Origin of the sequence: Streptosporangium sp. NPDC002544 (assembly GCF_040295965.1) — a bacterium.
GTDB lineage: Bacteria > Actinomycetota > Actinomycetes > Streptosporangiales > Streptosporangiaceae > Streptosporangium.
On record NZ_JBEOWJ010000013.1, the window covers coordinates 103044 to 125875 of the forward strand.

Annotated in this window: 20 protein-coding genes; 15 read left to right on the top strand and 5 right to left on the bottom strand. The window is 69.6% G+C overall.

Annotated features, from left to right (window positions below):
- Nucleotides 1-59: 59 nt before the first annotated feature.
- Nucleotides 60-1859 (top strand): hypothetical protein, encoded by a 1800-nt coding sequence (locus ABT061_RS21300; protein ID WP_350920354.1) that lies wholly within the window; start codon nucleotides 60-62, stop codon nucleotides 1857-1859.
- 22 nt (nucleotides 1860-1881) lie between these two features.
- On the opposite strand, the gene ABT061_RS21305 is transcribed toward ABT061_RS21300, so the two are convergent.
- Complete coding sequence (locus ABT061_RS21305) at nucleotides 1882-3351, bottom strand: helix-turn-helix domain-containing protein (protein WP_451935806.1); 1470 nt, start codon at nucleotides 3349-3351, stop codon at nucleotides 1882-1884.
- A gap of 399 nt (nucleotides 3352-3750) precedes the next feature.
- Here ABT061_RS21305 and aceA point away from each other — a divergent pair, with 399 nt between their 5' ends.
- The gene (gene aceA, locus ABT061_RS21310) at nucleotides 3751-5043 is read left to right on the top strand and encodes an isocitrate lyase (RefSeq protein WP_030909255.1); all 1293 of its coding nucleotides are present in this window, start codon (nucleotides 3751-3753) and stop codon (nucleotides 5041-5043) included.
- Between the two features lie 191 nt (nucleotides 5044-5234).
- On the opposite strand, the gene mihF is transcribed toward aceA, so the two are convergent.
- Entirely contained in the window at nucleotides 5235-5543 is a 309-nt protein-coding gene (gene mihF, locus ABT061_RS21315) for an integration host factor, actinobacterial type (protein ID WP_350920357.1), read from the bottom strand.
- Nucleotides 5544-5706: 163 nt separating this feature from the next.
- On the opposite strand from mihF, the gene ABT061_RS21320 reads away from it, so the two are divergent.
- The 12 genes from ABT061_RS21320 to ABT061_RS21375 all read left to right on the top strand — a co-directional run bounded on the left by ABT061_RS21320 (nucleotide 5707) and on the right by ABT061_RS21375 (nucleotide 17814).
- Complete coding sequence (locus tag ABT061_RS21320) at nucleotides 5707-5880, top strand: hypothetical protein (RefSeq protein WP_350920360.1); 174 nt, start codon at nucleotides 5707-5709, stop codon at nucleotides 5878-5880.
- A gap of 361 nt (nucleotides 5881-6241) precedes the next feature.
- Nucleotides 6242-6529 (top strand): HU family DNA-binding protein, encoded by a 288-nt coding sequence (locus ABT061_RS21325; protein WP_030909250.1) that lies wholly within the window; start codon nucleotides 6242-6244, stop codon nucleotides 6527-6529.
- Between the two features lie 455 nt (nucleotides 6530-6984).
- Nucleotides 6985-8187: a dipeptidase gene (locus tag ABT061_RS21330; protein WP_350920364.1), complete on the top strand. Its 1203-nt coding sequence runs from the start codon at nucleotides 6985-6987 to the stop codon at nucleotides 8185-8187.
- A gap of 2 nt (nucleotides 8188-8189) precedes the next feature.
- Nucleotides 8190-9812, top strand: coding sequence for an ABC transporter substrate-binding protein (locus tag ABT061_RS21335; protein WP_350920632.1), 1623 nt, complete (start codon nucleotides 8190-8192; stop codon nucleotides 9810-9812).
- A gap of 32 nt (nucleotides 9813-9844) precedes the next feature.
- Nucleotides 9845-10798 (top strand): ABC transporter permease, encoded by a 954-nt coding sequence (locus tag ABT061_RS21340; RefSeq protein WP_350920366.1) that lies wholly within the window; start codon nucleotides 9845-9847, stop codon nucleotides 10796-10798.
- Nucleotides 10795-11700, top strand: a complete 906-nt coding sequence (locus tag ABT061_RS21345; RefSeq protein ID WP_350920369.1) for an ABC transporter permease — start codon at nucleotides 10795-10797, stop codon at nucleotides 11698-11700. Before ABT061_RS21340 ends, ABT061_RS21345 begins: the two co-directional genes overlap by 4 nt.
- A 3-nt stretch (nucleotides 11701-11703) precedes the next feature.
- Nucleotides 11704-12879: a M24 family metallopeptidase gene (locus ABT061_RS21350; protein WP_350920372.1), complete on the top strand. Its 1176-nt coding sequence runs from the start codon at nucleotides 11704-11706 to the stop codon at nucleotides 12877-12879.
- Nucleotides 12876-13772: an alpha/beta fold hydrolase gene (locus tag ABT061_RS21355; protein WP_350920374.1), complete on the top strand. Its 897-nt coding sequence runs from the start codon at nucleotides 12876-12878 to the stop codon at nucleotides 13770-13772. The genes ABT061_RS21350 and ABT061_RS21355 overlap by 4 nt, the downstream gene beginning before the upstream one ends.
- The gene (locus tag ABT061_RS21360) at nucleotides 13769-14758 is read left to right on the top strand and encodes an ABC transporter ATP-binding protein (protein WP_350920377.1); all 990 of its coding nucleotides are present in this window, start codon (nucleotides 13769-13771) and stop codon (nucleotides 14756-14758) included. Before ABT061_RS21355 ends, ABT061_RS21360 begins: the two co-directional genes overlap by 4 nt.
- Nucleotides 14745-15761 (top strand): ABC transporter ATP-binding protein, encoded by a 1017-nt coding sequence (locus ABT061_RS21365; RefSeq protein WP_350920380.1) that lies wholly within the window; start codon nucleotides 14745-14747, stop codon nucleotides 15759-15761. The genes ABT061_RS21360 and ABT061_RS21365 overlap by 14 nt, the downstream gene beginning before the upstream one ends.
- 65 nt (nucleotides 15762-15826) lie before the next feature.
- Entirely contained in the window at nucleotides 15827-17026 is a 1200-nt protein-coding gene (locus ABT061_RS21370) for a dipeptidase (protein ID WP_350920383.1), read from the top strand.
- Between the two features lie 65 nt (nucleotides 17027-17091).
- Nucleotides 17092-17814 carry a GntR family transcriptional regulator gene (locus ABT061_RS21375; protein WP_350920386.1) on the top strand — a complete coding sequence of 241 codons (723 nt, stop codon included), beginning with the start codon at nucleotides 17092-17094 and terminating at the stop codon, nucleotides 17812-17814.
- A gap of 47 nt (nucleotides 17815-17861) precedes the next feature.
- On the opposite strand, the gene ABT061_RS21380 is transcribed toward ABT061_RS21375, so the two are convergent.
- The 3 genes from ABT061_RS21380 to ABT061_RS21390 form a co-directional block, all read right to left on the bottom strand.
- The gene (locus tag ABT061_RS21380; RefSeq protein WP_350920389.1) at nucleotides 17862-18677 is read right to left on the bottom strand and encodes an ABC transporter ATP-binding protein; all 816 of its coding nucleotides are present in this window, start codon (nucleotides 18675-18677) and stop codon (nucleotides 17862-17864) included.
- 83 nt (nucleotides 18678-18760) lie between these two features.
- Entirely contained in the window at nucleotides 18761-20344 is a 1584-nt protein-coding gene (locus tag ABT061_RS21385; protein WP_350920392.1) for a serine/threonine-protein kinase, read from the bottom strand.
- A 274-nt stretch (nucleotides 20345-20618) separates the two neighbouring features.
- Nucleotides 20619-21737, bottom strand: coding sequence for an alpha/beta hydrolase fold domain-containing protein (locus ABT061_RS21390; RefSeq protein ID WP_350920395.1), 1119 nt, complete (start codon nucleotides 21735-21737; stop codon nucleotides 20619-20621).
- Nucleotides 21738-22156: 419 nt separating this feature from the next.
- On the opposite strand from ABT061_RS21390, the gene ABT061_RS21395 reads away from it, so the two are divergent.
- The gene (locus tag ABT061_RS21395; RefSeq protein ID WP_350920635.1) at nucleotides 22157-22822 is read left to right on the top strand and encodes an ABC transporter permease; all 666 of its coding nucleotides are present in this window, start codon (nucleotides 22157-22159) and stop codon (nucleotides 22820-22822) included.
- The last annotated feature ends 10 nt before the right edge of the window (nucleotides 22823-22832 follow it).

Genomic DNA, 22832 nt, shown 5'->3' on the forward strand with positions numbered 1-22832 from the left:
CTCCCGTCCTCACCGCGCAGGTGGGAAGATCAGTCCAGTCCGGCACGAGGAGGGAAGGCATGGACCCGGTAGCCGTGCTGCGGGCGGCACGCGCCGTCCGCGACGAACTCGACAGCTTGATGGGGGGTGCCTCCGCGGAACTTCGCGACCGGCTGGATCCGCTGCTGGCAGAGGCCGGCAGCCGGCCTCCGGGGCAACTGGCCGACGCGATCATCATGCTGATCGCCCAGTACGGCCCGGCCTGGAACCGGCTTTCCGCGCTGCTGAACCTGGACCACGGCCTCGTCGCCGAGCAGGTGGTCCCCATGCTCGCCGACACGGGCCCGCAGGAGCTCGGGGCCGCGTACGACGGCGGATACGACAACCTGCCCCCCACCGGCGCCATGAGCGTCGACTGGATGCGCCCCGACCAGGCGGGCCCCGCCGCACCGCAGGCACCGTCCCCACAGGCACCGTCCCCGCAGGCACCGCCGACGCCGCCCGCCGGGAGCCGAGGTTCCTCGATGCTCAACCGGCTGACCGGGGCCTTTCGCAGGCGGCGCGGGGATGCGCCCGCCCCGGCGCCCGAGTCCCAGTGGGAGTGGGAGGGGATCCCGCTGATCGAGGCGCCCACCGAGTCGGTCTCGGGCTGGGGCACGGAGGTGTCGATCGGCGTCGCCCCGGGCCAGGGGCAGGACGGCACCGCAGCGCCGCGCGAGCCGGTCGATCTGGACATCCAGCTCATCGCCGAGGGCTTCGACGCACCGGGCGGATGGCAGGTACGGCTGCGCGTCGACGCGGCGTCGCCCTACCCCCGCGCGGTGGTCAACCTTGTCGCCCTCGCGCAGCAGGAGCCCGAGGTCGCCCGGCAGATCCAGGCGATCTGTTCGGTGCGCGGCCAGGTGGTCGGGTTCGGCCTGCGCTCGATCACGCTGCACGGCTCGCCCGGCAGGCTCGGCCGGGAGGAGCCACCCGAGCCGGTCGCCGGCACCCGGATCCGTCCGGCCCTCGTGGGCGAGCCGGCGGACGTCACGGTGTCCATCGTCCACGGTGACGAGCCGGGACGGCTGTGGTGGACCTACCGGTCGCCGCACTTCGTCACCCCCGACCGGGCCGAGCTCTGCGACCTCGGCATGCGGGCCTCGGAGTTCGGCCGGCAACTGACCGAACAGGGCCGCCTCTCCGAGGAACTGGGACGGAAGGTCGGCTCGCGCGTGCCCCGGGGTTTCTGGGAACTACTGAACGCGGTGGCCGGCCGGGTGGCACCGCGCCGCCCGAGCGTGCTGTTCCTCTCCCAGGAGCCGCACGTGCCCTGGGAGCTGGCCGTGCTGGAGCATCCGTACGATCCGTCGCTCCCCCGCTATCTGAACTGCCAGACGGTGACCGGCCGCTGGCCCCTCGGTGGCCGGCGCCCCGAGCTGCCGCCCCCGGTGAGCGCGCGGGCGGATCACGTCGCGGTGGTGTACGACGAGGCGCAGGCGCACCCGCTGGTGACCGAGTACGGTGCCACGCAGGTCTCCTCCGCGCTCGGCGACGTCCTGGGCGTGCTCGGCCAGGGGCCGGACATCGTCCACCTCACAGCCGGCGGATCCGCGGCCGAGGCGCTGGGCCGTGACCTGGCCGGTGCCCCGTTCGTCTTCCTGGAGGAACCAGGGGACGCCCAGGCGTTCCTGCTCGCGGGCGCGAGCGGGGTCGTCGAACCGCTCTGGCCGGTCGGCGGGGGCCTGGCCCGGGAGTTCTACCGGCGCTGCTTCACCGGTGAGCCCCCGGCCGAGGTGCTGCGCTCCATGCGCGGGCAGGCCCCCGACAGCGCGGGCGCCTACCGGTTCCACGGCCACCCGTCCCTGACGCTGCGCCGGACGCCCCCGCCCTCGGAGTGACCACCGTGCCCGGATCGCGCGCTCAGCGGATGGCGTGGCGCTCCAGGAAGGTGTAGACGTCGGCCTCGTCGACGCCGGGGAAGGATCCGGGCGGCAGCGCGGCCAGGATGTGGGAGTTGCCCCGGGCCGAGGGCCAGGCGTATCCCTCCCAGCGCTGGGTCAGCTCGGCGGGCGGGCGGCGGCAGCAGTCGCCGGTGGGACAGTCCGACTTGGTGCGATTGGTGGTCTCGCGCCCGCGAAACCAGCGCGACTCCCGGTACGGGACACCGAGGGTGATGGCGAAGTCACGCTCGCGCGACGGGTCGACGTGGGCGACGCAGAAGTAGGTGCCGGTGGGCGAGTCCGAGTACTGGTAGTAGACGGAGAAGCGGTCGGGCGACAGGAAGACCTGGCGCCCGGACCACTGCAGGCACATGCGCTGGCCCTCGATCGCCCCCTGCTCGTCGGCGGGGAAGACGATGCCGTCGTTCTCGTACGCCTTGTAGATGATCCCGCCGGCGTTGTTGCGGACGAAGTGGCAGCTCAGGTCGAGGAAGTGGGTGGCCAGGTTGGTGAAGCGGTGCGCGGCCATCTCGTAGGAGACGGCGAACACGTCGCGCAGGTCCTCCACGCTCAGCGCCCGGTCCTTCTTGGCCTCCCTCAGGTACGGCACGGCGGCCGCCTCGGGCACCAGGACGGCGGCGGCGAAGTAGTTGGCCTCGGTCCGCTGGCGCAGAAAGTCCGCGAAGTCGCGGGGCTTGTGGTGCCCGAGGGAGAGGTGGCCGAGGGTCTGCAGCAGGATCGTGCGGGGGGTGTGCATGCCGACCTGCTCGTGCTTGACGTAGATGCGCCGGTTGCGCAGGTCAGAGATGGAGCGCACGGTGCGCGGCAGGTCCTGGACCGTCTGCACGGTGTAGCCGAAGTGGCTGACCAGCGCCTGCACCGTGCTCTGCGACAGCGCTCCGGAACGGTAGCCGACCGCGGCGAGCGCCTCGGCGGCGGCCCGCTCGATCTCCGCGAAGTAGTTGCCCTGCTCACGCTGCTTGCGGCGGAGCTCGGCGTTCGCCGCACGGGCCTCCTCGGGGGTGGCGGTGCCCTTGGCCTGGCGTGAGCGCAACTCCCCGTAGAGGCCGAGGATGTGTTCGAGCACGTCGTTGGGGACGCGCGCGGAGACCTTCAGCCTGGCCAGGCCGAGCCCGGCGTACAGGGGGTCGCGCTGCGCCTCCTCCAGGGCCATCTCCAGCTGCGCCCGCCGGTTGGGGGCCTGCCTGCGCAGTAGTTCCTCGATCGGCACGCCGAGCGCGGCGGCCAGGGACTTCAGCAGCGACAACTTCGGCTCGCGCTTGCCGTTCTCCAGCAGGGAGAGCTGGCTGGGCGCGCGGTTCACCCGTTCCCCCAGGTCGGACAGGGTGAGGCCACGCTGCTTGCGCAGGTGCCTGAGACGCTGGCCGAACGCGATGAGATCGAGCTCCTGCGTCAAGGAAAGCGGTTCTTCACCCACCAAAGATGCCATAGCACGATGCTAAACGAAATTTCCTAGGAAATTTCACAGCCACGCGCGCCACCTGGGAGAACGCCGCAGCACCCGCGCCGGAAACTCCGGCCGGCCCCGCAGGGCGGAGGAGGCGGGGGGCCGTGACCTTCAGGGCACCGCGGTGACGGCGGTGGCGACCGCGGGGCGAAATCCCGAGCGGCGGCCTCCGGCGACCCACGACCGGCAAGCCGCAAAGCGCGCCACCGGAATTGGTCTAGTCCATAGCGAAAACTATGAAGTTCTTCCCATCTGAATACCGATGAGTATTGATGACAGGGGAAGAATCTTCATTCTTTCGCTGGAGTCGGCCTTGTTCGACCGTTTTGTCGAGGCACACACTCGAGGTAAGGCACCCAGGGGACGAAAAGGAGTTACACCATGAGTGATCGCCTCAAGGGAGCCGCAGACGAGCTGCGGCGCGAGTGGGAGACCAACCCTCGCTGGAAGGGCACCGAGCGGACGTACACGGCCGAGGACGTGGTTCGACTCAGGGGGTCCGTCCAGGAGGAGCACACTCTCGCCCGGCTCGGCGCCGAGCGGCTGTGGGACCTGCTGAACACCGAGGACTACGTGCACGCCCTTGGCGCGCTGACCGGTAACCAGGCCGTGCAGCAGGTCAAGGCCGGCCTGAAGGCGATCTACCTGTCAGGCTGGCAGGTCGCCGCCGACGCCAACCTCGGCGCGCAGACCTACCCCGACCAGAGCCTCTACCCGGCCAACTCGGTTCCGGCCGTGGTCCGCCGGATCAACAACGCGCTGCTGCGCGCCGACCAGATCACCTGGTCGGAGGGCGACCAGGACGCGCCACACTGGCTGGCGCCGATCGTGGCCGACGCGGAGGCCGGCTTCGGCGGCGTGCTGAACGCCTTCGAGCTGATGAAGGGCATGATCGCCGCGGGTGCCGCGGGCGTGCACTGGGAGGACCAGCTCGCCTCGGAGAAGAAGTGCGGCCACCTGGGCGGCAAGGTGCTCATCCCCACCGGCCAGCACATCAAGACCCTCAGCGCCGCCCGCCTGGCCGCGGACGTGCTGGGTGTGCCGACCCTGGTCATCGCGCGGACCGACGCCCAGGCCGCGACGCTCCTGACCACCGACGTCGACCCCCGTGACCAGGCGTTCACCACCGGCGACCGCACCGCGGAGGGCTTCTACCGGGTCCGCAACGGCGTGGACGCCTGCATCGCCCGCGGCCTGGCCTACGCGCCCCACTCCGACCTGCTCTGGATGGAGACCTCCACCCCGGACCTGGACGTGGCCCGCGAGTTCGCCGAGGCCATCAAGGCCGAATACCCCGACCAGATGCTGTCCTACAACTGCTCGCCCTCGTTCAACTGGAAGAAGCACCTGGACGACTCCACCATCGCCAAGTTCCAGCGCGAGCTCGGCCACATGGGCTACAAGTTCCAGTTCATCACGCTGGCGGGCTTCCACTCGCTGAACCACTCGATGTTCGACCTCGCCAGGGGCTACGCCGAGGACGGCATGACCTCCTACGTCCAGCTCCAGGAGGCCGAGTTCGCCGCCGAGGCCCGCGGCTACACCGCCACCCGCCACCAGCGCGAGGTCGGCACCGGATACTTCGACCTGGTCAGCACGGCCATCGCGCCGGACTCCTCCACCACGGCCCTGAAGGGGTCGACGGAGGAGGAGCAGTTCGCAGAGGCTCACTGACTCTCCGGACCGGGCTCGCCCAGACGACTTCCGGGGCATGGAACGGTTCCCCGGGCGAGCGCGATGACCAGGTCGTCGACCGAGGCCCCGCCGTGCGGATCTCCCCCTGATCCGTACGGCGGGGCCTTCCCGTACCCGTCCCGCGCTCCGCGGCGCGTCCCAGGCGCGACCGCGCGGGGGCGGGCGGCGCCTCAGCGGCCGACGGCCTCGATGAGCTTGCGGCGCTGCTGGGCGCCGAGACCGCCCAGCCGGCGCGCCTCGTCCACATCGGCCTGCGCCATCAGCTGCGCGGCCTTGACCGTTCCGACTCCGGGCAGCGCCCGGAGAGCCTGAGAGACCTTGATGCGCCTGGCGATGTCGTCCTCGCGGCCAAGCAGCTGCTCCAGGCTGAGGGCACCGTTCTTGACCTCGGCGAGAAGCTTGGCACGGGCCGTACGGGTCTCGGCGGCCTTGACCAGAGCGGCCTGACGCTGTTCGGGGGTGAGCTTGGGCAAAGCCATGGTGTTTTCTCCCTGATGACGGTAATTCCAGCGTCCTGTTACCCAAAGCGACTGGGTTAATCATCGGAGAGCCTACGGATAGATCCACATGACCCGTACTGTGCATCACGATATGCCCGTTTGGTTACCCCGCCCTTACCCGGCCCTCCGTAGCCTCGGGCTCATGGGTATCTGGCGAAGCCCTCAGGGCATAGAGGTTGAGGCCATCGTGGTTCACGACGGCCCCTGTCTGCTGGTCACCCGCCGGATCGACGGGCGGCGGGTTCTCGTGGCGTACTGCATGAACATCCGCGAGGTCGGAGAGCACGTCGATCTGGCGGAGCTCGTCCCCGCGTAGGCGAACGCTCAGGGTCGTACCACGACCGAGTCCAGTTCGGTACGACTGTCAACTTCTGCGGTCACTGGGGCGTCAGACTAGTCAGGGAGGCTCGATGGATGTTCTGGTCGGCCTCGTTGACGAAGATCTCCGCCTGGAGCTCATCCTCGTCGAGGCACTGCACACCGAGGCGGAACGGCTGGCCGCCCAGCCCGACCGCTGAACGGGGGCGGGTGCCCGTCCCACGAACCGGGCGGGCCCCGTCCCACCGGCGACCGATGGAGGGCGGGGCTCGATTCATCGGGTGGGGATGGCGTTAACTTTCTCCTTGACCTCCTCCCCACGGCTTGAGGCCCGGGGTCTCCACGCTCAAGGAGATGTGATGAACAAGCGCGAGCTGATCGAGAAGGCCGCCGCCGAGGCCGGGCTCACCCGACGGCAGACGGCCGCGGCTCTCGACGCGATCCTGGGGACGATCCAGACCGCGGTGGCGGCCGAGGACAAGGTGGCGATCCCCGGGTTCGGATCCTTCGAGATCGTCCACAAACCCGCACGGACCGGGCGCAACCCACAGACCGGCGAGCCATTGGAGATCGCGGAGACCTGGACGGCGAAGTTCAAGCCCAGCCCGGGGTTCATGGGCCTGATCCGCCAGCGCAAGAAGGACTGACACCCTCCCGGCTCGCCGAGCGGACCCGGCAAGCTCCCCGGAACGCGCACTCGACCGTCTTCGCCCGTACCCGGCCGATCCGGCACCCGGCGGCGAACGCCGGGCCTGGAGCGAGAGCCTGAGCTTGAGCGGCTGCCTCTCCCCCTTGGATGAGGGGTTCTCGCGAGCCCGACACGATCCCGAGTGTCACGATCTGTGATTACATGACCACCATGTGAGATATCGGCCGATCCACCAAGTGTGATCCCGCTCATACCCACAGATCTCCGCCAACCCGGCGACCGCGCGAAAACTCCGTCCCCGCCCCGTGTTTCGCCACCGGACACCCCCGGGACCCGCGCCGTACACCTGACCGCCGTAACCCGAATGTCACATTCGGCTTCTTGTAGCCCAGAGGTCTCCTATGGAAGGTTGCACCTCAGACGTTTAAGGTCAAACCTTTCGGAGGTGCTCCCATGCAGCCCCCCAACCATCGCTATCGGGGATACCGGTCGTTCGACTATCTGGAGCCACATACCGACTTCAAGGTCTTCGACCTCGCCCCCGAACTCGACCGTGTTCCCGCGTACGACCTGGGCCTGTCGGCTGAGCAGTCCGTGCGAGTCAGCCGCCTCCTGACCGAGCACATCGCCATCTCGCTGCACGAGCACCCCAAGGTCCTGACCGCGGACGTCACGCAACTGCGCGACTACAACCGGACAGGGCGCAACGTGCTCGGGTACGAGGGCCTGTCGCGTTCGGGCATGACCGCGCTCTTCGACAACTTCATGAACGGCACCAACTGCGTCACCAGCGAGCACGGCTGGAAGTGGGACGACGTCATCTACGACCTCGGCCTACGCTTCGCCGACCTCGCCAAGCAGGACTTCGTCGTCCTGGCCCGCACGGTCGCGGAGATCGAGAAGGCCAAGGCGGGCGGGCAGCTCGCGCTGGTGGCCGGGCTGGAAGCGGCGACGATGATCGAGAACGAGCTCGATCGCCTGGACATCCTGTACGGCTTCGGCGTCCGCCAGATCGGTATCGCCTACTCGCAGGCCAACCAGCTCGGCTCGGGGCTGGCCGAACGCGCCGACGCCGGGCTGACCAACTTCGGCCGCCGCGCGGTGGAGCGGATGAACAGGCTCGGCATGGCCATCGACATCTCACACTCAGGCGACCGCACGAGCCTGGAGGTCATCGAGCACTCGACCGTACCGGTCTTCATCACCCACGCCGGGGCCCGCGCCATCTGGCCGACCAACCGGATGAAGCCCGACGAGGTCATCAAGGCCTGCGCCGAACGCGGCGGCGTCATCGGCCTGGAGGCGGCCCCGCACACCACGCTGTCGGAAAAACACCGCGAACACTCCCTGGAGTCGGTGATGGACCACTTCACCTACTGCGTGGACCTGGTGGGCATCGACCACGTCGCCTTCGGCCCCGACACCAACTTCGGCGACCACGTGGGGCTGCACGACTCCTTCACCGGTCACCTCTCGATCGGCCAGGCCCACGGACACGTCGAGCACCCGCGGGTGCCGTACGTGGCCGGTATGGAGAACCCGGCGGAGAACTTCACCAACATCGTCGGCTGGCTCGTCAAGCACGGCTACGGCGACGACGACATCAGCAAGGTCATCGGCGGGAACATCCTGCGCGTACTCAAGGAAGTCTGGTGAACATGCGTACCCTCGGACGCCTGTCCGGCGCCGTCACGGCCGTCGTGACCGCGCTGACGCTCACATCGTGCGGCCTCAACGAGGGCCAGGAGGCCTCGAAGCCGGCCGGCGGCGACAGCTCCACCACGCTGCGCATCGGCACCACCACCGACGTCGCGAACTTCAACCCGCTGCAGTCGCTGAGCAAGACCGACAACTGGATTCTCAACGCGATGTACCCGCACCTGCTGCGGATCGACGAGAACGCCAAGAAGGTCCCCGAGCTCGCCAGCGAGTACACCCACGAAGACGGCGGCAAGTCGGTCGTCTTCACCCTGCGCGACGACTTCGTGTGGAGTGACGGCACCCCGGTGACGTCGGCCGACGTGAAGTACTCGGCCGAGACGATCATGAAGAACAAGCTGGGGAACGTGGCCGCGAAGCTCACCTGGGTCGAGGGCATCGAGACGCCCGACGCCACCACGGTGGTCTTCAAGCTCAGCCAGCCCTACGCGCCGTTCGCCGAAGGCGTGGGCTTCTGGATGTCCGTCGTCCCCAAGCACATCTTCGAGAAGGCCGGCGACATCACCAAGTTCGCCAACAACTCCGACTGGGTCGGCGCGGGCGCGTACATCCTGAAGAGCGCCACGCCCGGTCAGCGCTACGTGATGACGCGCAATGACAAGTACCCCTACGCGCCCGCGGGCGGCGCGGCCGTCGACACCGTCGAGTACCGGCTGTACCCGGACGTCAACACCATGCAGCTCGCGCTGCGCAACGGCGACATCGACCTGATGGGCACGCCGGTGCCCGCCTCGGCCGTCGCCTCGTTCAAGGGCGACGAGAAGATCAAGCTGCAGGAGGTCGGCTCGCTGGGCTTCGCCCACATCACCTACAACGTCACCAACGAGCACCTGGCCCGCCCGAAGGTCCGGCAGGCGCTGTCGATGGTCGTCGACACCAAGTCGATCATCTCGACGGTGCTGCAGGGTGAGGGTTCGGCGATGACCGGCCCGATCTCACCGATCTTCGGGGAGTACGACAACACCGAGCTCGAGCCGTACCCGTTCGACCCGGCCGCCGCGCGCAAGCTGCTCGAAGAGGAAGGGTACGCGGACAAGAACGGCGACGGGAAGCTCGACGGCCTGTCCTTGGAAATGGTCTGCGACCAGAGCAACCCGAACCTGACCCGGGTCGCCCAGGTGGTGCGGGAGGACGCGGCCAAGGCCGGCGTCGAACTCGTCGCGTCGTGCGTCGAGCGGAACACGTTCCTCAGCAGGACCAAGAGCGGTGACTACGACATCGACGTCTCGCAGTGGGCCGTCTTCGACAACCCGATGGACCAGCTCCGCAGCACGTACCTGTCGAGCAACCCGGGCGGCATCAACTACAACCTGGTCAAGGACCCCAAGCTCGACAAGCTCATCGACGAGGCCGCCGTCACGACCGACCACGACGAGTTCGTGGGGAAGATCAAGGAGCTTGACGGCTACGTGCACGAGCAGGCGCTGCTGACGCCGCTCTATGTCGAGAAGATCCAGTTCGCCTACAACGCCGCCAAGTTCACCGGCTTCCAGCCCTCGCCCAGCGATCTGCTCGGCATGGTGACCGGCTACTCGCTGTCGCAGGTCCGGCCCGTCGGCTGAGGCGAGGAACGGAGAGGAGGTGGGGTCACCCCATGGCTGGATTCATCGCCAGAAGGGCGATGCGTGCGATCCTGACCATCTGGATCGCGGTCACCGTGACGTTTTTCCTGCTTCGACTGCTGCCGGGTGATCCCACCCTTCTGGTCGTCGAAGGGGACATGACCCCCGAGATGCAGCAGGCGCTGCGGGAGCAGTACGGGCTGGACAAACCCATGCTCACCCAGTACTGGCTGTATCTGACCGAGTTGCTGCAGGGCAACCTCGGCACGTCGTTCAGGCAGCTCCAGCCGGTCACCGACATCATCGTGTCGCGGTTGCCGTGGACGGCGCTCCTGGCCGGTTCGGCGTTCGTGCTGACCATCGTGCTCGGCATCCCGCTCGGCGTGTACGCCGCCGCCCATCGCGGCAAGCGCGTCGACCGGATCGTCCAGATGTTCGGGATCACCGGGCACGCGCTGTTCGTCCCGAGCATCGGGATCCTGCTGCTCGTGGTCGCGGGCTCGTGGCTCGGCTGGTTCCCGATCGGCGGCGCGATCGACCCCGACACCCGGGGCGTCGACGCGTACGTCAGCCTGTTCCACCATCTCGCGCTGCCCCTGCTGAGCCTCGTGGTCGTGCAGCTCGGGCCGTACGCGCTCACGCTGCGCACCAACATGCTCGAGGTCCTCGGTGAGGACTACATCAAGAGCGCCCGCGGCCGTGGCCTGTCACCGCAGCGCACCCTGTGGCGGCACGCGTTGCGCAACGCGTTCCTCCCGGCGCTGACACTGATGGGTCTTCAGCTCGGCACCCTGGTCGGCGGAGCGGTGCTCACCGAGACCGTGTTCGCCTACCCCGGCGTCGGACGGCTGATCTACGAGGCCGTCGGCCAACTCGACTATCCGCTGCTGCAGGGAGCGTTCATCATGCTCGCGATCACCGTGGTCGTCGCGAACCTGATCACCGACGTGGTCAGCATGCTGCTCAACCCGAGGATTCGCGCATGAGCGCGATGCCTCCCGACGTGCGGCCCGCCGGTGCCGTCGCGCTGGACGAGCCGGCGGCGAGCACCCCGCCGTCGGCGATGAAGAGCCTCCGGCGATTCTTGGCCAAGCCCAGCGGCGCGCTGTCGATCGCGATGCTGCTGGTGTTCCTGGTGACCGGCCTGCTCGGCCCGCTCTTCGTGGACCGGCCGGGCGGGCTCGGCTCCGAGATCCTGCGGTCGCCGTCGGTCGCGCACTGGTTCGGCACCGACGATCTCGGCCAGGACGTGTTCGCCCAGGTGGTGTGGGGAACCCGGGTCAGCCTGACGGTGGCGATCGCGGCGTCGGCGATCGCGATCGTCATCGGCACGGCCCTCGGCCTGCTCGGCGCCTACTCCCGGCGGGCCGACGCCTGGGTCACCACGGTGACCGACCTGATGCTGTCGCTCCCCCTGCTGCCGCTCATGATCATGGTGACCGCGCTGGTCGGCCCGAGCGTCACGACGCTGACGTTCGTCATCGGGCTGTTCTCCTGGCCCGAGGTCGCGCGGCTGATCCGATCGAACGGCCTGGTCGTGGTGTCCATGCCCTACATCGACGGCGCCCGCGCGCTCGGCGCGACAGGCTGGCGGATCGTCACCCGTGAGGTACTGCCCGCCGTGGTGCCGCTGATCGTGGTGAGCGTGCTGCTCACCGCGGCCAGAGCGGTGATCTCCGAGGCGGGGCTGAGCTTCCTGGGGCTCGGCGACCCCGACTCCTGGTCGTGGGGACGGATCATCCTCAACGCCCAGCGCAGTGGCGTGATCTCCACCGCGTGGTGGCAGACGCTGTTCCCGTCACTGGCGATCCTGCTGCTCGTGCTCTCGGCGACGGTCGCCGGTGTGCGATTCAACGACTCACGCGACCCTCGGCTGAAGGACCGGTGACCTATGCGCCTTTCTTCTGACTACTACGCGGACGTCCATTCCTCGCTCAGGGACGCCCTGGACCAGGACGGTCTGGACGGGTTCCTGGCCACGGCGCCGAGCGACGTCGCCTACCTCGCCGGGTTCTTCTACGCCGTCACCGAACGACCGGTCTACCTCTGGTTCCCCCGGGACGGCCGGCCCCTGTGCGTGGTGCCGAAACTCGATGAGGAGTACGCGGCGCTGCAGCGCATCGAGGCCGACGTCGTCACCTACGCCGAGTTTCCCGGCGTCGATCCGGCCGAGGCCGTACTCGCACGGGAGATCGGACGCACAGGCCGGCCCGCGGCCCGGATCGGCGTCTCGGGCGGGCTCAGCCTCGCCGGCCACCGGGCGCTGACCGAGGCGCTGGGCGCCGCCGAACTCCGTACCAGTTCGGTGGTGTCGAACCTGCGGCTCATCAAGCATCCGGAAGAGCTCGCCTGGCACCGCCAGGCGGCCGGGATCTGTGACGAGATGCTCGCGGCGGGCCGGGCGCTCATCGAGGACGCGCTGCGCGCGGGGCGCCCGCTGCCGAGCGAGGGCGATCTCGCGCGGCACGTCATCGGGTACGGCTCCGACGCGATGTACCAACGCTACGACCATGTCATCTACACGACGAAGCTGGCCGGCGGCCTGGTGTACGCCGGCCCGAACTCCGCGAACCCGCACGGACTGCCCAGCAGGCGCAGGCTGGAGATCGGCGACACCGTCATCCTCTCCCTGGGCGCCGCCGTTGGCAGCCGCTTCGTCGAAAGCGAACGGACGTTCGTCATCGGCGAGCCCAACGCCGACCAGCGGCACTACTTCGCCGTCGCGGCGGAGGCTCAGGAGGTCGGCACGGCGGGCCTGCGCGCCGGCCGTACCTGCGCGGAGGTGAACCGTGAGTGTCTCGATGTCATCAGGGGGCACGGGCTCGGCGAGCATATCCGGCACCGTCAGGGGCACGGCATCGGTGTCCAGCAGCACGAGCCGCCGTGGGTGGAGGACGGCGACGACACGGTGCTCCGGGCCGGAATGGTGCTCTCCAGCGAGCCGGGCGTGTACGTACCGGGCCACGGCGGCTACCGCATCTCCGACACCGTGCTGATCACCGACGCGGGACCCGAACGGCTGACCGGCTATCCGCGCAGCCTCGAAGAGAACGTGATCGCGCCATGACGAAGAGCCGGAAACAGACCGAGGAGAACACGGTGTTCGTGGAGATCAACGGCAACCCCCTGGCCGTGGAGGTCATGGGACCCGAGAACGCGCCGGCGATGATCGTGCACCACGGCGCTCCCGGGCTGGGCAGCCGGGCCGAACCGCGCCGGTCGTTCGGGCCGTTCTCCGACCGGCTTCGAGTCGTCGTCTTCGACGCTCGCGGGTCCGGTGAGTCCGGTGACGCCGGGCCCTTCAGCCACGCCCAGTGGGTCGCCGACGTCGAGGCGATCCGCCGGCACTTCGATCTGGGCCGAATCGTCATGGCGGGCGGGTCCTACGGCGGCTTCATCGCGATGGAGTACGCCCTGGCCCATCCGGAGAACGTCGCCGCGCTCGTCCTGCGGGACACCGCGGCCAACACCGACTACGACCACCTCGCGGTCGAGCGAGCCCGGACGACGGACCGGGTGCGGATCCCCGAATGGGTCATCGAGCGCATCGGCACCGGCCACTTCACCGGCAACGAGGAGTTCAGGGAGTACTGGCGGGCCATCCTGCCCCTCTACGACCACACCTACGACCCCGAGGCGGTCGAGCGGCGGGTCGCGCAGACCTCCTACCACTACAGGACCCACAACGAGGCGTTCGGCGTCAACATGCCGGCCTACGACCTCACCCCGCGGCTGCACGAGATCACCTGCCCGACGCTCGTGACCGTGGGACGGCACGACTGGCGCACGCCGGTGCCGGCCTCCCAGACGATCGCCGACCTCGTCCCCGACGGGGAGCTGGTGGTGTTCGAGAAGTCCGGTCACTCCCCCCAGCTGGAGGAGCCTGAACTCTTCCAGCAGGTGGTGCGCGACTTCCTGACCAGGGCGGGCGTGCTCGTCCCTCGGGCAGGCAGGCCGTGAACGCGCCCGTCCTGCGGGTGGACGACCTCAGCGTGGAGTTCGCCACTCGTGAGGGGGCGGTTCGCGCGGTACGCAACGTCGGCCTTGAGGTCTTCGCCGGCCGTACGCTCGCGCTCCTCGGCGAATCGGGGTCCGGCAAGTCGGTGACGGCCCAGGCGATCATGGGTTTGCTGGACACGCCGCCGGCGAGCATCACCTCGGGAAGCATCGTGTTCGAGGGCACCGACCTGGTGACCGCGGCCGAACGGGTCCGCCGACGGGTCAACGGCGAGGGCATCGCCATGGTCTTCCAGGACGCGCTGTCCGCGCTCAACCCCGTCTACACGGTGGGCCATCAGATCGGCGAGCTGCTGCGGGTCAGGCGGAGGATGTCCCGCTCCGCCGCGCGCGCCCGGGCCATCGAACTGATGGAACGGGTACGGATTCCCGCCGCGGCCCGCCGCGTCGACGACTATCCGCACCAGTTCTCGGGCGGCATGCGCCAGCGGATCATGATCGCCTTGGCGGTCGCGCTCGACCCGCGCGTGCTCATCGCGGACGAGCCCACCACAGCCCTGGACGTCACGGTGCAGGCGCAGATCATGGAGCTGCTGACCGAGCTCCAGCGCGAGAACGGGATGGGGATGATGCTCATCACCCATGATCTCGGAGTGGTCGCCGAGGTGGCCGACGACGTGACCGTGATGTACGCGGGCCGGATCGTCGAACGCGGTTCCGTGGAGGAGCTCTTCGAACACTCGGCTCACCCGTACACCCGGGGGCTGCTGCGCTCGATGCCGCGGACGGATCGGGAGGACGACGAGCTGTGGGCCATCCCCGGCGCGCCGCCGAACCCGGTGATGACGCCGAAGGGGTGCGCGTTCCATCCGCGCTGCGACATCGCGATCGACCTGTGCCGGTCCGAGCAGCCCGGGCTTGAGGTGATCGCGGCAGGCCGTACCAGCGCCTGCCATCTGCGTGCGGAGGTGTTCGATGGGCGAGCGTGAAGTCGTGCTCGAAGTTGATTCCCTGGTCAGGCACTTTCCGGTCAGGGGCGGCCTGTTGAATCTGCGCCGCAGTGCCGTGCAGGCCCTCGACGGCGTGTCGTTCACCCTCGGGCGCGGCGAGACCCTCGGCGTCGTCGGCGAGTCGGGATGCGGCAAGTCGACGCTGGCCCGCACGGTCGTGGGCCTGGACACCCCGACATCGGGGCACGTGCGCTACCGCGGCGTGGACGTCCACGCGGCGTCGGGCCGCGCGCTGCGAACGATGCGACGCAGCGTCCAGATCGTGTTGCAGGACCCCTACACGTCGCTGAATCCCAGGAAGACCGTTCGCGACCTGCTCATGCAACCGTTCGAGATTCACCCCGACGTGCTGCCCCGCGACAGGCGGCTGAGCCGGGTGAAGGAACTGATCGACGTGGTCGGGCTCAACCCGGACCACCTCGACAGGTACCCCTTCCAGTTCTCCGGCGGGCAGCGCCAGCGCATCGGAATAGCCCGCGCGCTCGCACTGGAGCCGGAGGTCGTGGTCTGTGACGAGCCGGTCTCCGCGCTGGACGTCTCCGTGCAGGCGCAGGTCGTCAACCTGCTGCGGCGACTGCAGCGGGAACTGGGCCTGTCCTACGTGTTCATCGCGCACGACCTGTCGGTGGTACGGCACATCTCCGATCGGGTGGCGGTGATGTACCTGGGCAAGGTCGTGGAACTCGGCGACCGCCGGGAGGTCTACGAGCGTCCCCAGCACCCGTACACCCGGGCGCTGCTCGAAGCGGTGCCCGTCCCCGAGCCGCGGGGCCGGGCCTCGCGCACGCGAACCCTGCTGGCCGGCGACCCGCCGAGTCCGGTCGACCCGCCGTCAGGGTGCCGGTTTCGCACGCGCTGCCCGAAGGCTCGGGACGTGTGCGCCGACACCGAACCCGTTCTGCGGATCGGGTCCGCGTCGGCCGTCGAGGTCGCCTGTCACTTCCCCGAGCAGACCCCCCCGGCCCGCCTCGGCGGGGCATGACCGACCGTCACCGGTGCCCGGCCCCGGGCTGCCACGACATCAATACATCTGGAGGATTCACCGCCATGCAGTCACCTTCCGCCTCCTACCGCGGTCACCAGGCCTACGGCTATCTCGAACCGGGCGTCGACTACGCCGACTTCGAGCTGGCCGAACAGATCGGCCGGGTGCCCGCCTACGACGGTGAGGTGTCGGCCGAGCAGTCCGAACGGGTCAGCCGGATCATGGCCGAGCACATCGTGATCTCACTGCACGAGCACGCGGTGGTTCTCCCCAAGGACGTCGGTGAACTGCGCCGATACAACCGCACCGGCCGGCAGCGTACCGGCTACGAGGGCCTGTCGCGTTCGGGGATGACCGCCGTGTTCGACAACTTCATGGCCGGGGCGTCGTGCGTCACCAGCGAGAACGGCTGGAAGTGGAACGACATGATCTACGCCCTCGGCCTGCGGCTCGCGGACATCGCCAAGCAGGACTACGTGGTGCACGCGCTGACCGTGGACGACATCAAGGCGGCCAAGCGCGACGACCGGATGGCGCTGGTGGCCGGGCTGGAAGCGGCGACGATGATCGAGAACGAGCTCGATCGCCTGGACATCCTGTACGGCTTCGGCGTCCGCCAGATCGGTATCGCCTACTCGCAGGCCAACCAGCTCGGCTCGGGGCTGGCCGAACGCGCCGACGCCGGGCTGACCAACTTCGGCCGCCGCGCGGTGGAGCGGATGAACAGGCTCGGCATGGCCATCGACATCTCACACTCAGGCGACCGCACGAGCCTGGAGGTCATCGAGCACTCGACCGTACCGGTCTTCATCACCCACGCCGGGGCCCGCGCCATCTGGCCGACCAACCGGATGAAGCCCGACGAGGTCATCAAGGCCTGCGCCGAACGCGGCGGCGTCATCGGCCTGGAGGCGGCCCCGCACACCACGCTGTCGGAAAAACACCGCGAACACTCCCTGGAGTCGGTGATGGACCACTTCACCTACTGCGTGGACCTGGTGGGCATCGACCACGTCACCTTCGGTCCCGACACGATGTTCGGCGACCATGTGGGTGTGCACAAGACCTACGCCGGCAACTACGCCCAGAACCGCGACGCCGCGCCCGACCACCCGAGCGTCGCCTACGTGGACGGCCTGGAGAACCCGGCGGAGAACTTCACCAACATCGTCGGCTGGCTCGTCAAGCACGGCTACAGCGACGACGACATCAGCAAGGTCATTGGCGGGAACACACTCCGCGTGCTCGATCATGTCTGGTAGGACTTCGCCCCCCGACGTCCTCGGACACGGGGGGCACTCGGGCAGCGTGACGAAGGGAACCCACGATGGGCCGACGTGATACCGCGGCGCAGGCGGCGCTGCACGGCCTGCGAGCGTTGCTCCAGGAGAAGTTCCAGCCAGGAGACCGGCTGCCGACCGAGCAGGACCTCTCCGAGATGCTGGACGTGAGCCGTGGCACCGTCCGCGAGGCGCTGGGCGTCCTGGCCATCGAGGGCGCGGTGATCCGGCGCTGGGGAATCGGCACGTTCGTCGCCGGCACCCGCGACCTGGCGCCGCTGAGCATGTCGAAGATCCTCGCCTACCGTGACCGTATCCAGATGGCGGGGCACACGGCCGAGCTGGTCACGTCGTCGTGCGACACCGTGCCGAGCCCGCCCGCGGCGGCCGAGGCGCTGGGCCTGCCGGCGCGGTCGCCCGTGTGGCAGGTGACACGGATCTTCAGCGTCGACGACGTGCGGGCCGCCTACATGCGGGACTACATGCCGCTGAAGATCGGCACGGACGAGATCGACCCGAGCCCGATGCTCGGCATCGACACCGACCTGTTCACCTTCCTCGACCGGGGCGCCCTGCGCCCGGCCGCCCAGGTGATCACCGACCTCGAAGCCGTGCTCGCCTCCGATCAGGGGGCCGAGGCGTTGCGCGTCCCCGTGGGCTATCCCCTGGCCCGGACGCTGCAGACCGTTTTCGGACACGGCGATGTGCCGCTCGCCTACGGCGTCACCCTGCACCGCACCGACATCGTGCGAATCCGCATCACCCGCTGATCCGGCCGTTTCGGGAGGGAGCCGCCCCGCTTCGACGTGCGCGGCTCTCAGTCGCGTACCGCGCGGGCGTACCAGCGGCCGTCGAGGTGGTCGACGCGCAGCGGCCGCCCGAAGCACTCCGAGAGGTTCTCCGCGGTCAGGATCTCCGCCACCGGACCACCCGCCTGGACCCGGGCGTCACGCATCAGCAGGGCGTGGGTCGTGGTGGCCGGGACCTCCTCCAGGTGATGGGTGACGGTGACCGTGGTCAGCACCGGACGGGTCGCCGCCAGGTCCTCCACCGCGGTGATCAGGTCCTCGCGGGCGGGCAGGTCGAGTCCGGCGAACGGCTCGTCCAGCAGCAGGATCACCGGGTCGGCCATCAGGGCCCTGGCGACACGGACACGAGCCCGCTCACCCTGGGAGCAGACGCGAAAGAGCCGGTCGGCGAGGTCCTTGCAGCCCATGTCCGCCAGCAGCTGGTGGGCGCGCTCGTGCTCGGCGGGTCCGTAGCGGTCCCAGAGCGGGACGCTGGACCCGGTGTAGCCGGTCAGGACCACGGTGTGCGCGGTGGCCCCCTCCTCCTCCAGCAGTTCCTCGTCGACGAGCCGCTGGCTGGCCGCGACGAGGCCGATGTGGCGGCGCAACTCCCGCAGGTCGACCCGGCCCAGCCGCTGGCCGAGCACGGTGACGGCCCCCTCGGTGGGATGCCGGACGGCGGCGGCCAATGACAGCAGCGTGGTCTTGCCGGCCCCGTTGGGACCCAGCACCACCCAGTGCTCTCCGTACCCGACCCGCCAGCCGATGCCGTCCAGCAGGGTCCGGCCGACCACCCGGACCCCGACGCCGCTCAGCTCCACCGCACCGGGCACAGGCTCGCCCATCGATCTCCCCCTCCGCCTCGATTCGCGGCGCTCACTTTAACCGATCCAGCGATATTTCCCGATAAATCACCTGAACGGGCTACTCAGCCCATCTGTACGGAAGGAGTGGGAACGGGGGTGATGGTCGTCCCCGAGGGAGCGGGAGCGGTGGGCGTCGGAGACGGGCTCTCCCCGTCACCGGTCTGCGGGATCTGGGTGAAGGAGGGCTTGGGATTGCTCGAGGCCGTCGGGCAATCCCTGTTCCTCCCCCTGCCCTTCGCGGTCGCGTCCGCGCAGTCCTGCCGGTCGTCACCGTCGTCGGGCGAGCCGCCCGAGCCGCGCGGACGCTCCGGCGCCGGCTCCTCGCGGCCGTCACGGCCGTCGTGCCCGTCGTAGCCGGTGACGGGCAGCGAGACGGTCCTGGTGGTGGTGATCTGGACCGTGGAGGGAGCGGCCGGAAGGACCGTCCGCGGCTTGCCCGCGGGCGGCCGGGTGCCGCCCCGAAAGACCGAGCCGGAGGGCGTACCGTCGGCGGGCAGGACCAGCGGCGCCGGCTCGGGCATCCCCGAGCCGGCGCCGGAACCGATCCCGCCGCCACCGGCCGCGGCGGCCACGGTGACCGCCGCCATGGAGACCGTGGCCAGCGCCGCGAAGCCGGCCTGCGACAGGTGCGCTCCCCTGCTCGGCCTGGCCCTGCGCGAAGCCCTGGCGGGGATCTCCACCGGGACCGAGGGCTCGTCGTGGAACGAGGGCGGCGTCGCGAGCCGCACCCTCCCGGCTCCCGGCGCGTGGGGCACCGGCGTCCAGATCTCCGCCAGCACCGCCGCGACCGCCTCGCGCAGGTCCCACGGGTCGCCCACACCACCCGCGGCGAGCAGCGCGCCGAGCAGGTCCGCGGCCCCTGGCCGGTCGGCGGGGTCCTTGGCCAGGGAGGCCTCGACGGCCGGGCGCAGCAGCGCGGGCACCGAGGCCACCCTCGGCGGCTCGACCATGATGCGCCGGGTCAGCACGTCCGCCTCACCCGCGCCGAAGGGATGGTGGCCGCCGGCCGCGTAGGCCACCAGGCAGCCCCAGGCGAAGATGTCGGAGGCGGGCAGCGCGAGCCCGCCGGTGAGCCGCTCCGGGGCCACCCAGCCGGGACTGCCCATGACCTGCCCCGCCTGCGTGTGCGCGGCGAGGACGTCGATGTCCCTGGCGATGCCGAAGTCGATCACCCGCGGACCGGTGTCCGACAGCAGCACGTTGCCCGGTTTCAGATCTCGGTGGACCAGCCCGGCCTCGTGCACCGCGACCAGCGCGGCGGCCACCCCCAGAGCGACGCCGTAGGCCAGGTCGGGGGTGAGCGGGCCGTGCGTGGAGACCACCTGGGAGAGCGCGGGGCCCGGAACATACTCCGACACCAGGTAGGGGCGATCCTTGTCGGTGCCGTCCTCGATCACCGCGGCGGTGCAGAAAGGCACCACTCTCCGGGAAAATCTCACTTCCTCGGCGAAACGGGCGCGGAGCGTGGCATCGTTGAGGTGCATCGGGTGCGGGGTCTTGATCGCCACCACCCCACCCTGCGGGTGCTGGGCCAGATAGACGATGCCCATGCCGCCCGTTCCGAGGCGGCCGAGCAGAAGGTAACGGCCGATGATGACCGGGTCCCCGACGGTCAGCGGCCGCACACCGGTCGGCATGCCGCTCATGGGACCTGTTCCCCCACGTGCCATCCTCGTTGAGCCTCTCGTGCGCGGGCTACGGCAAGCACACTGTGACGGGATTCGAGCGCCCTTCGCTGCCGACAGGCCAGAAGGGATATGAGAGGTAAGACGAATGATCCCTGGGGGTAAGAAATCCGTGGTGCGCGGGATGCCTTTGAGCCTGGACGGGAACGGCGTGACCAGCGAGAAAGGCCCGCGCGGCTGAACACCGCCGGACATCGAAAACCCGGACCGCGGCGGGTCCGCCGCCCCCGCGCGCTCAGGCCACCGCGGAACCGGGCTGCGCGGGCGGGATCCCGAGAGCGGAGGCGTCCCCGGCGGGAAGGCCGGACGCGGGAAGGCCGGACACGGAAAGATCCGAGGCCAGAAGATCCTGCGCGGCGAGGCCCTGGTCGGGGACGTCCTGGGCGAGCAGGTCCCGCGCGGAGACCTCGCCGGCGGGCGGAAGGTCCTGCGCGGCGGCGAGGAAGCGGGCGATGTGCGAGTAGACCTTGCGGGCCTCGGGGACGACGTCGGCGAGAATGGCGAAGACGTGCGGCATACGGGGCCACTCCTCGTACGTGACCGGCACCCCGGCCGCGCGGGCCCGCTCGGCCACCCGGCGGCCCTCGTCGCGCAGGACCTCGGTGGAGCCGGTGACGACCATCAGCGGTGGCAGACCGGTGTAGTCACCGAGGACCGGGGAGAGCAGGGGGTCATGGGGGTCGAGACCGGCCGTCCAGCGGCGGGCGAGCCAGTCGACGCGGCCGGCCGGGATCAGCGGGTCGAGCGTCCGGTTGACCGTGCGGGGCGCACCGGTGAGATCCGTCCACGGCGACAGGCACACGGCGGCGGCCGGCAGCGGCATGCCCTGGTCGCGAAGCGCCAGGAGCGTGGCCAGGGTGAGGTGGCCGCCGGCCGAGTCCCCGCCGAAGACGATGTCGGCGGGGTCGTAGTCCTGCTCCAGCAGGCACCGGTAGGCGGCGATCGCGTCCGCGAGTGCCTCGGCCGGCCTGTGCACCGGGCCCTGGCGGTAGTCGACCGCCAGCACCGGCCGCCGGGCCGCGGCCGACAGGCGCCAGGTGATCGGCCGGTGGGTGACCGGGGAGCAGGCGAAGTAGCCCCCGCCGTGGAAGTAGAGCAGGACCTTGCGCTCGTCGAGCTCCTCGCCCGCGCGGACCCACTCTCCCGGACACGGCCCGGCCTCGTCGGGTGTCACACGTACATGGACGGGCAGGCGGAGCGGAACCCTGCCCGCCAGAGCCACGATGCGCGAGGCCGCGACGAAACCGATGTCGGTTCTCAGCAGCAGCTGGGAGGCGGGTTTGAAGGTGCCGCGCATGATCGCGTTGAGGGTCGCGGCCTGCCAGCTGAAGGGGTAGGCCGGACTGACGTCCATATCTATCTCATGACGCATGGGGGACCTCCACAAAAGGACATTCCCCTCATAACATACTTTTATCGGCGATTCTACATATCGGGCAGATTGCAACTATGTATCGCATCGGTATACAACACGCTGGAGGCATGACCGGACCCAGGTGAAATCCCGGCGAAAGCCCGACATCAGACCGGCCACCACACGCCGCCCGGATCCCACGACCGGCTCGCACCCGCTCATCGCCAAAAATCCATTGCCCCGCCCCAGAGCACCCAGGAGGATGGGAGGGCCGCTCTGACGCCCACCGGGAGGCAGCCTTCCTGCTCTACGCGCGTATCGCCGGATACGGCTTCCGCCGCCACTCCACCTACCGCGCCGCCGCCGTCGCCGGAGCCTTCACCAACACCGTCTTCGGCATCCTCCGCGCCTACGTCCTGATCGCCCTCTGGCAGGCCCGCCCCGGCCTCGCCGGGTACGACCTCGCCGACGCCGTCACCTTCTGCTTCCTCAGCCAGGCGTTCATCGGCCCCATGCAGGTCTTCGGCGGCGGCCTGGAACTCTCCGAACGCGTGCGCAGCGGAGACGTGGCCCTGGACCTGGTCCGCCCCGCCTCCCTGCAGATGTGGAGCCTCGCCGACGACCTCGGCAGGGCCGCGTACCTCCTCCTGCTACGCAGCCTGCCGCCGACGGCGGTCGGCGCCGCGCTGTTCGGCCTCGTCGCGCCGGCCGACCCGGTGACCTGCCTCTCCTTCACAGCCGGCCTCATCCTGGGAGTGATCGTCAGCTTCGCCCTGCGCTACCTGGTGGCACTGTCCGCCTGCTGGGTGGTCGACGACCGGGGCGTGCAGTCGCTGTCACTGGTGACAACGCTCTTCTTCAGCGGCATGGTCCTGCCACTGAACCTCTTCCCCGGCTGGCTCGGCACCCTGGCCGAGGCGCTCCCGTGGTCGGCCATGGTGCAGGTACCCGCCGACCTCTACCTCGGCAAGCGAGACGTCCTGGAAGCCCTGGGGTTCCAGCTCGCCTGGGCGGTGGCACTACTGGCCCTGGGAGCCCTGGCCACGCGCGCCGCCCGCAGGAAGGTCGTGATCCAGGGTGGTTGACGGCGCGCGG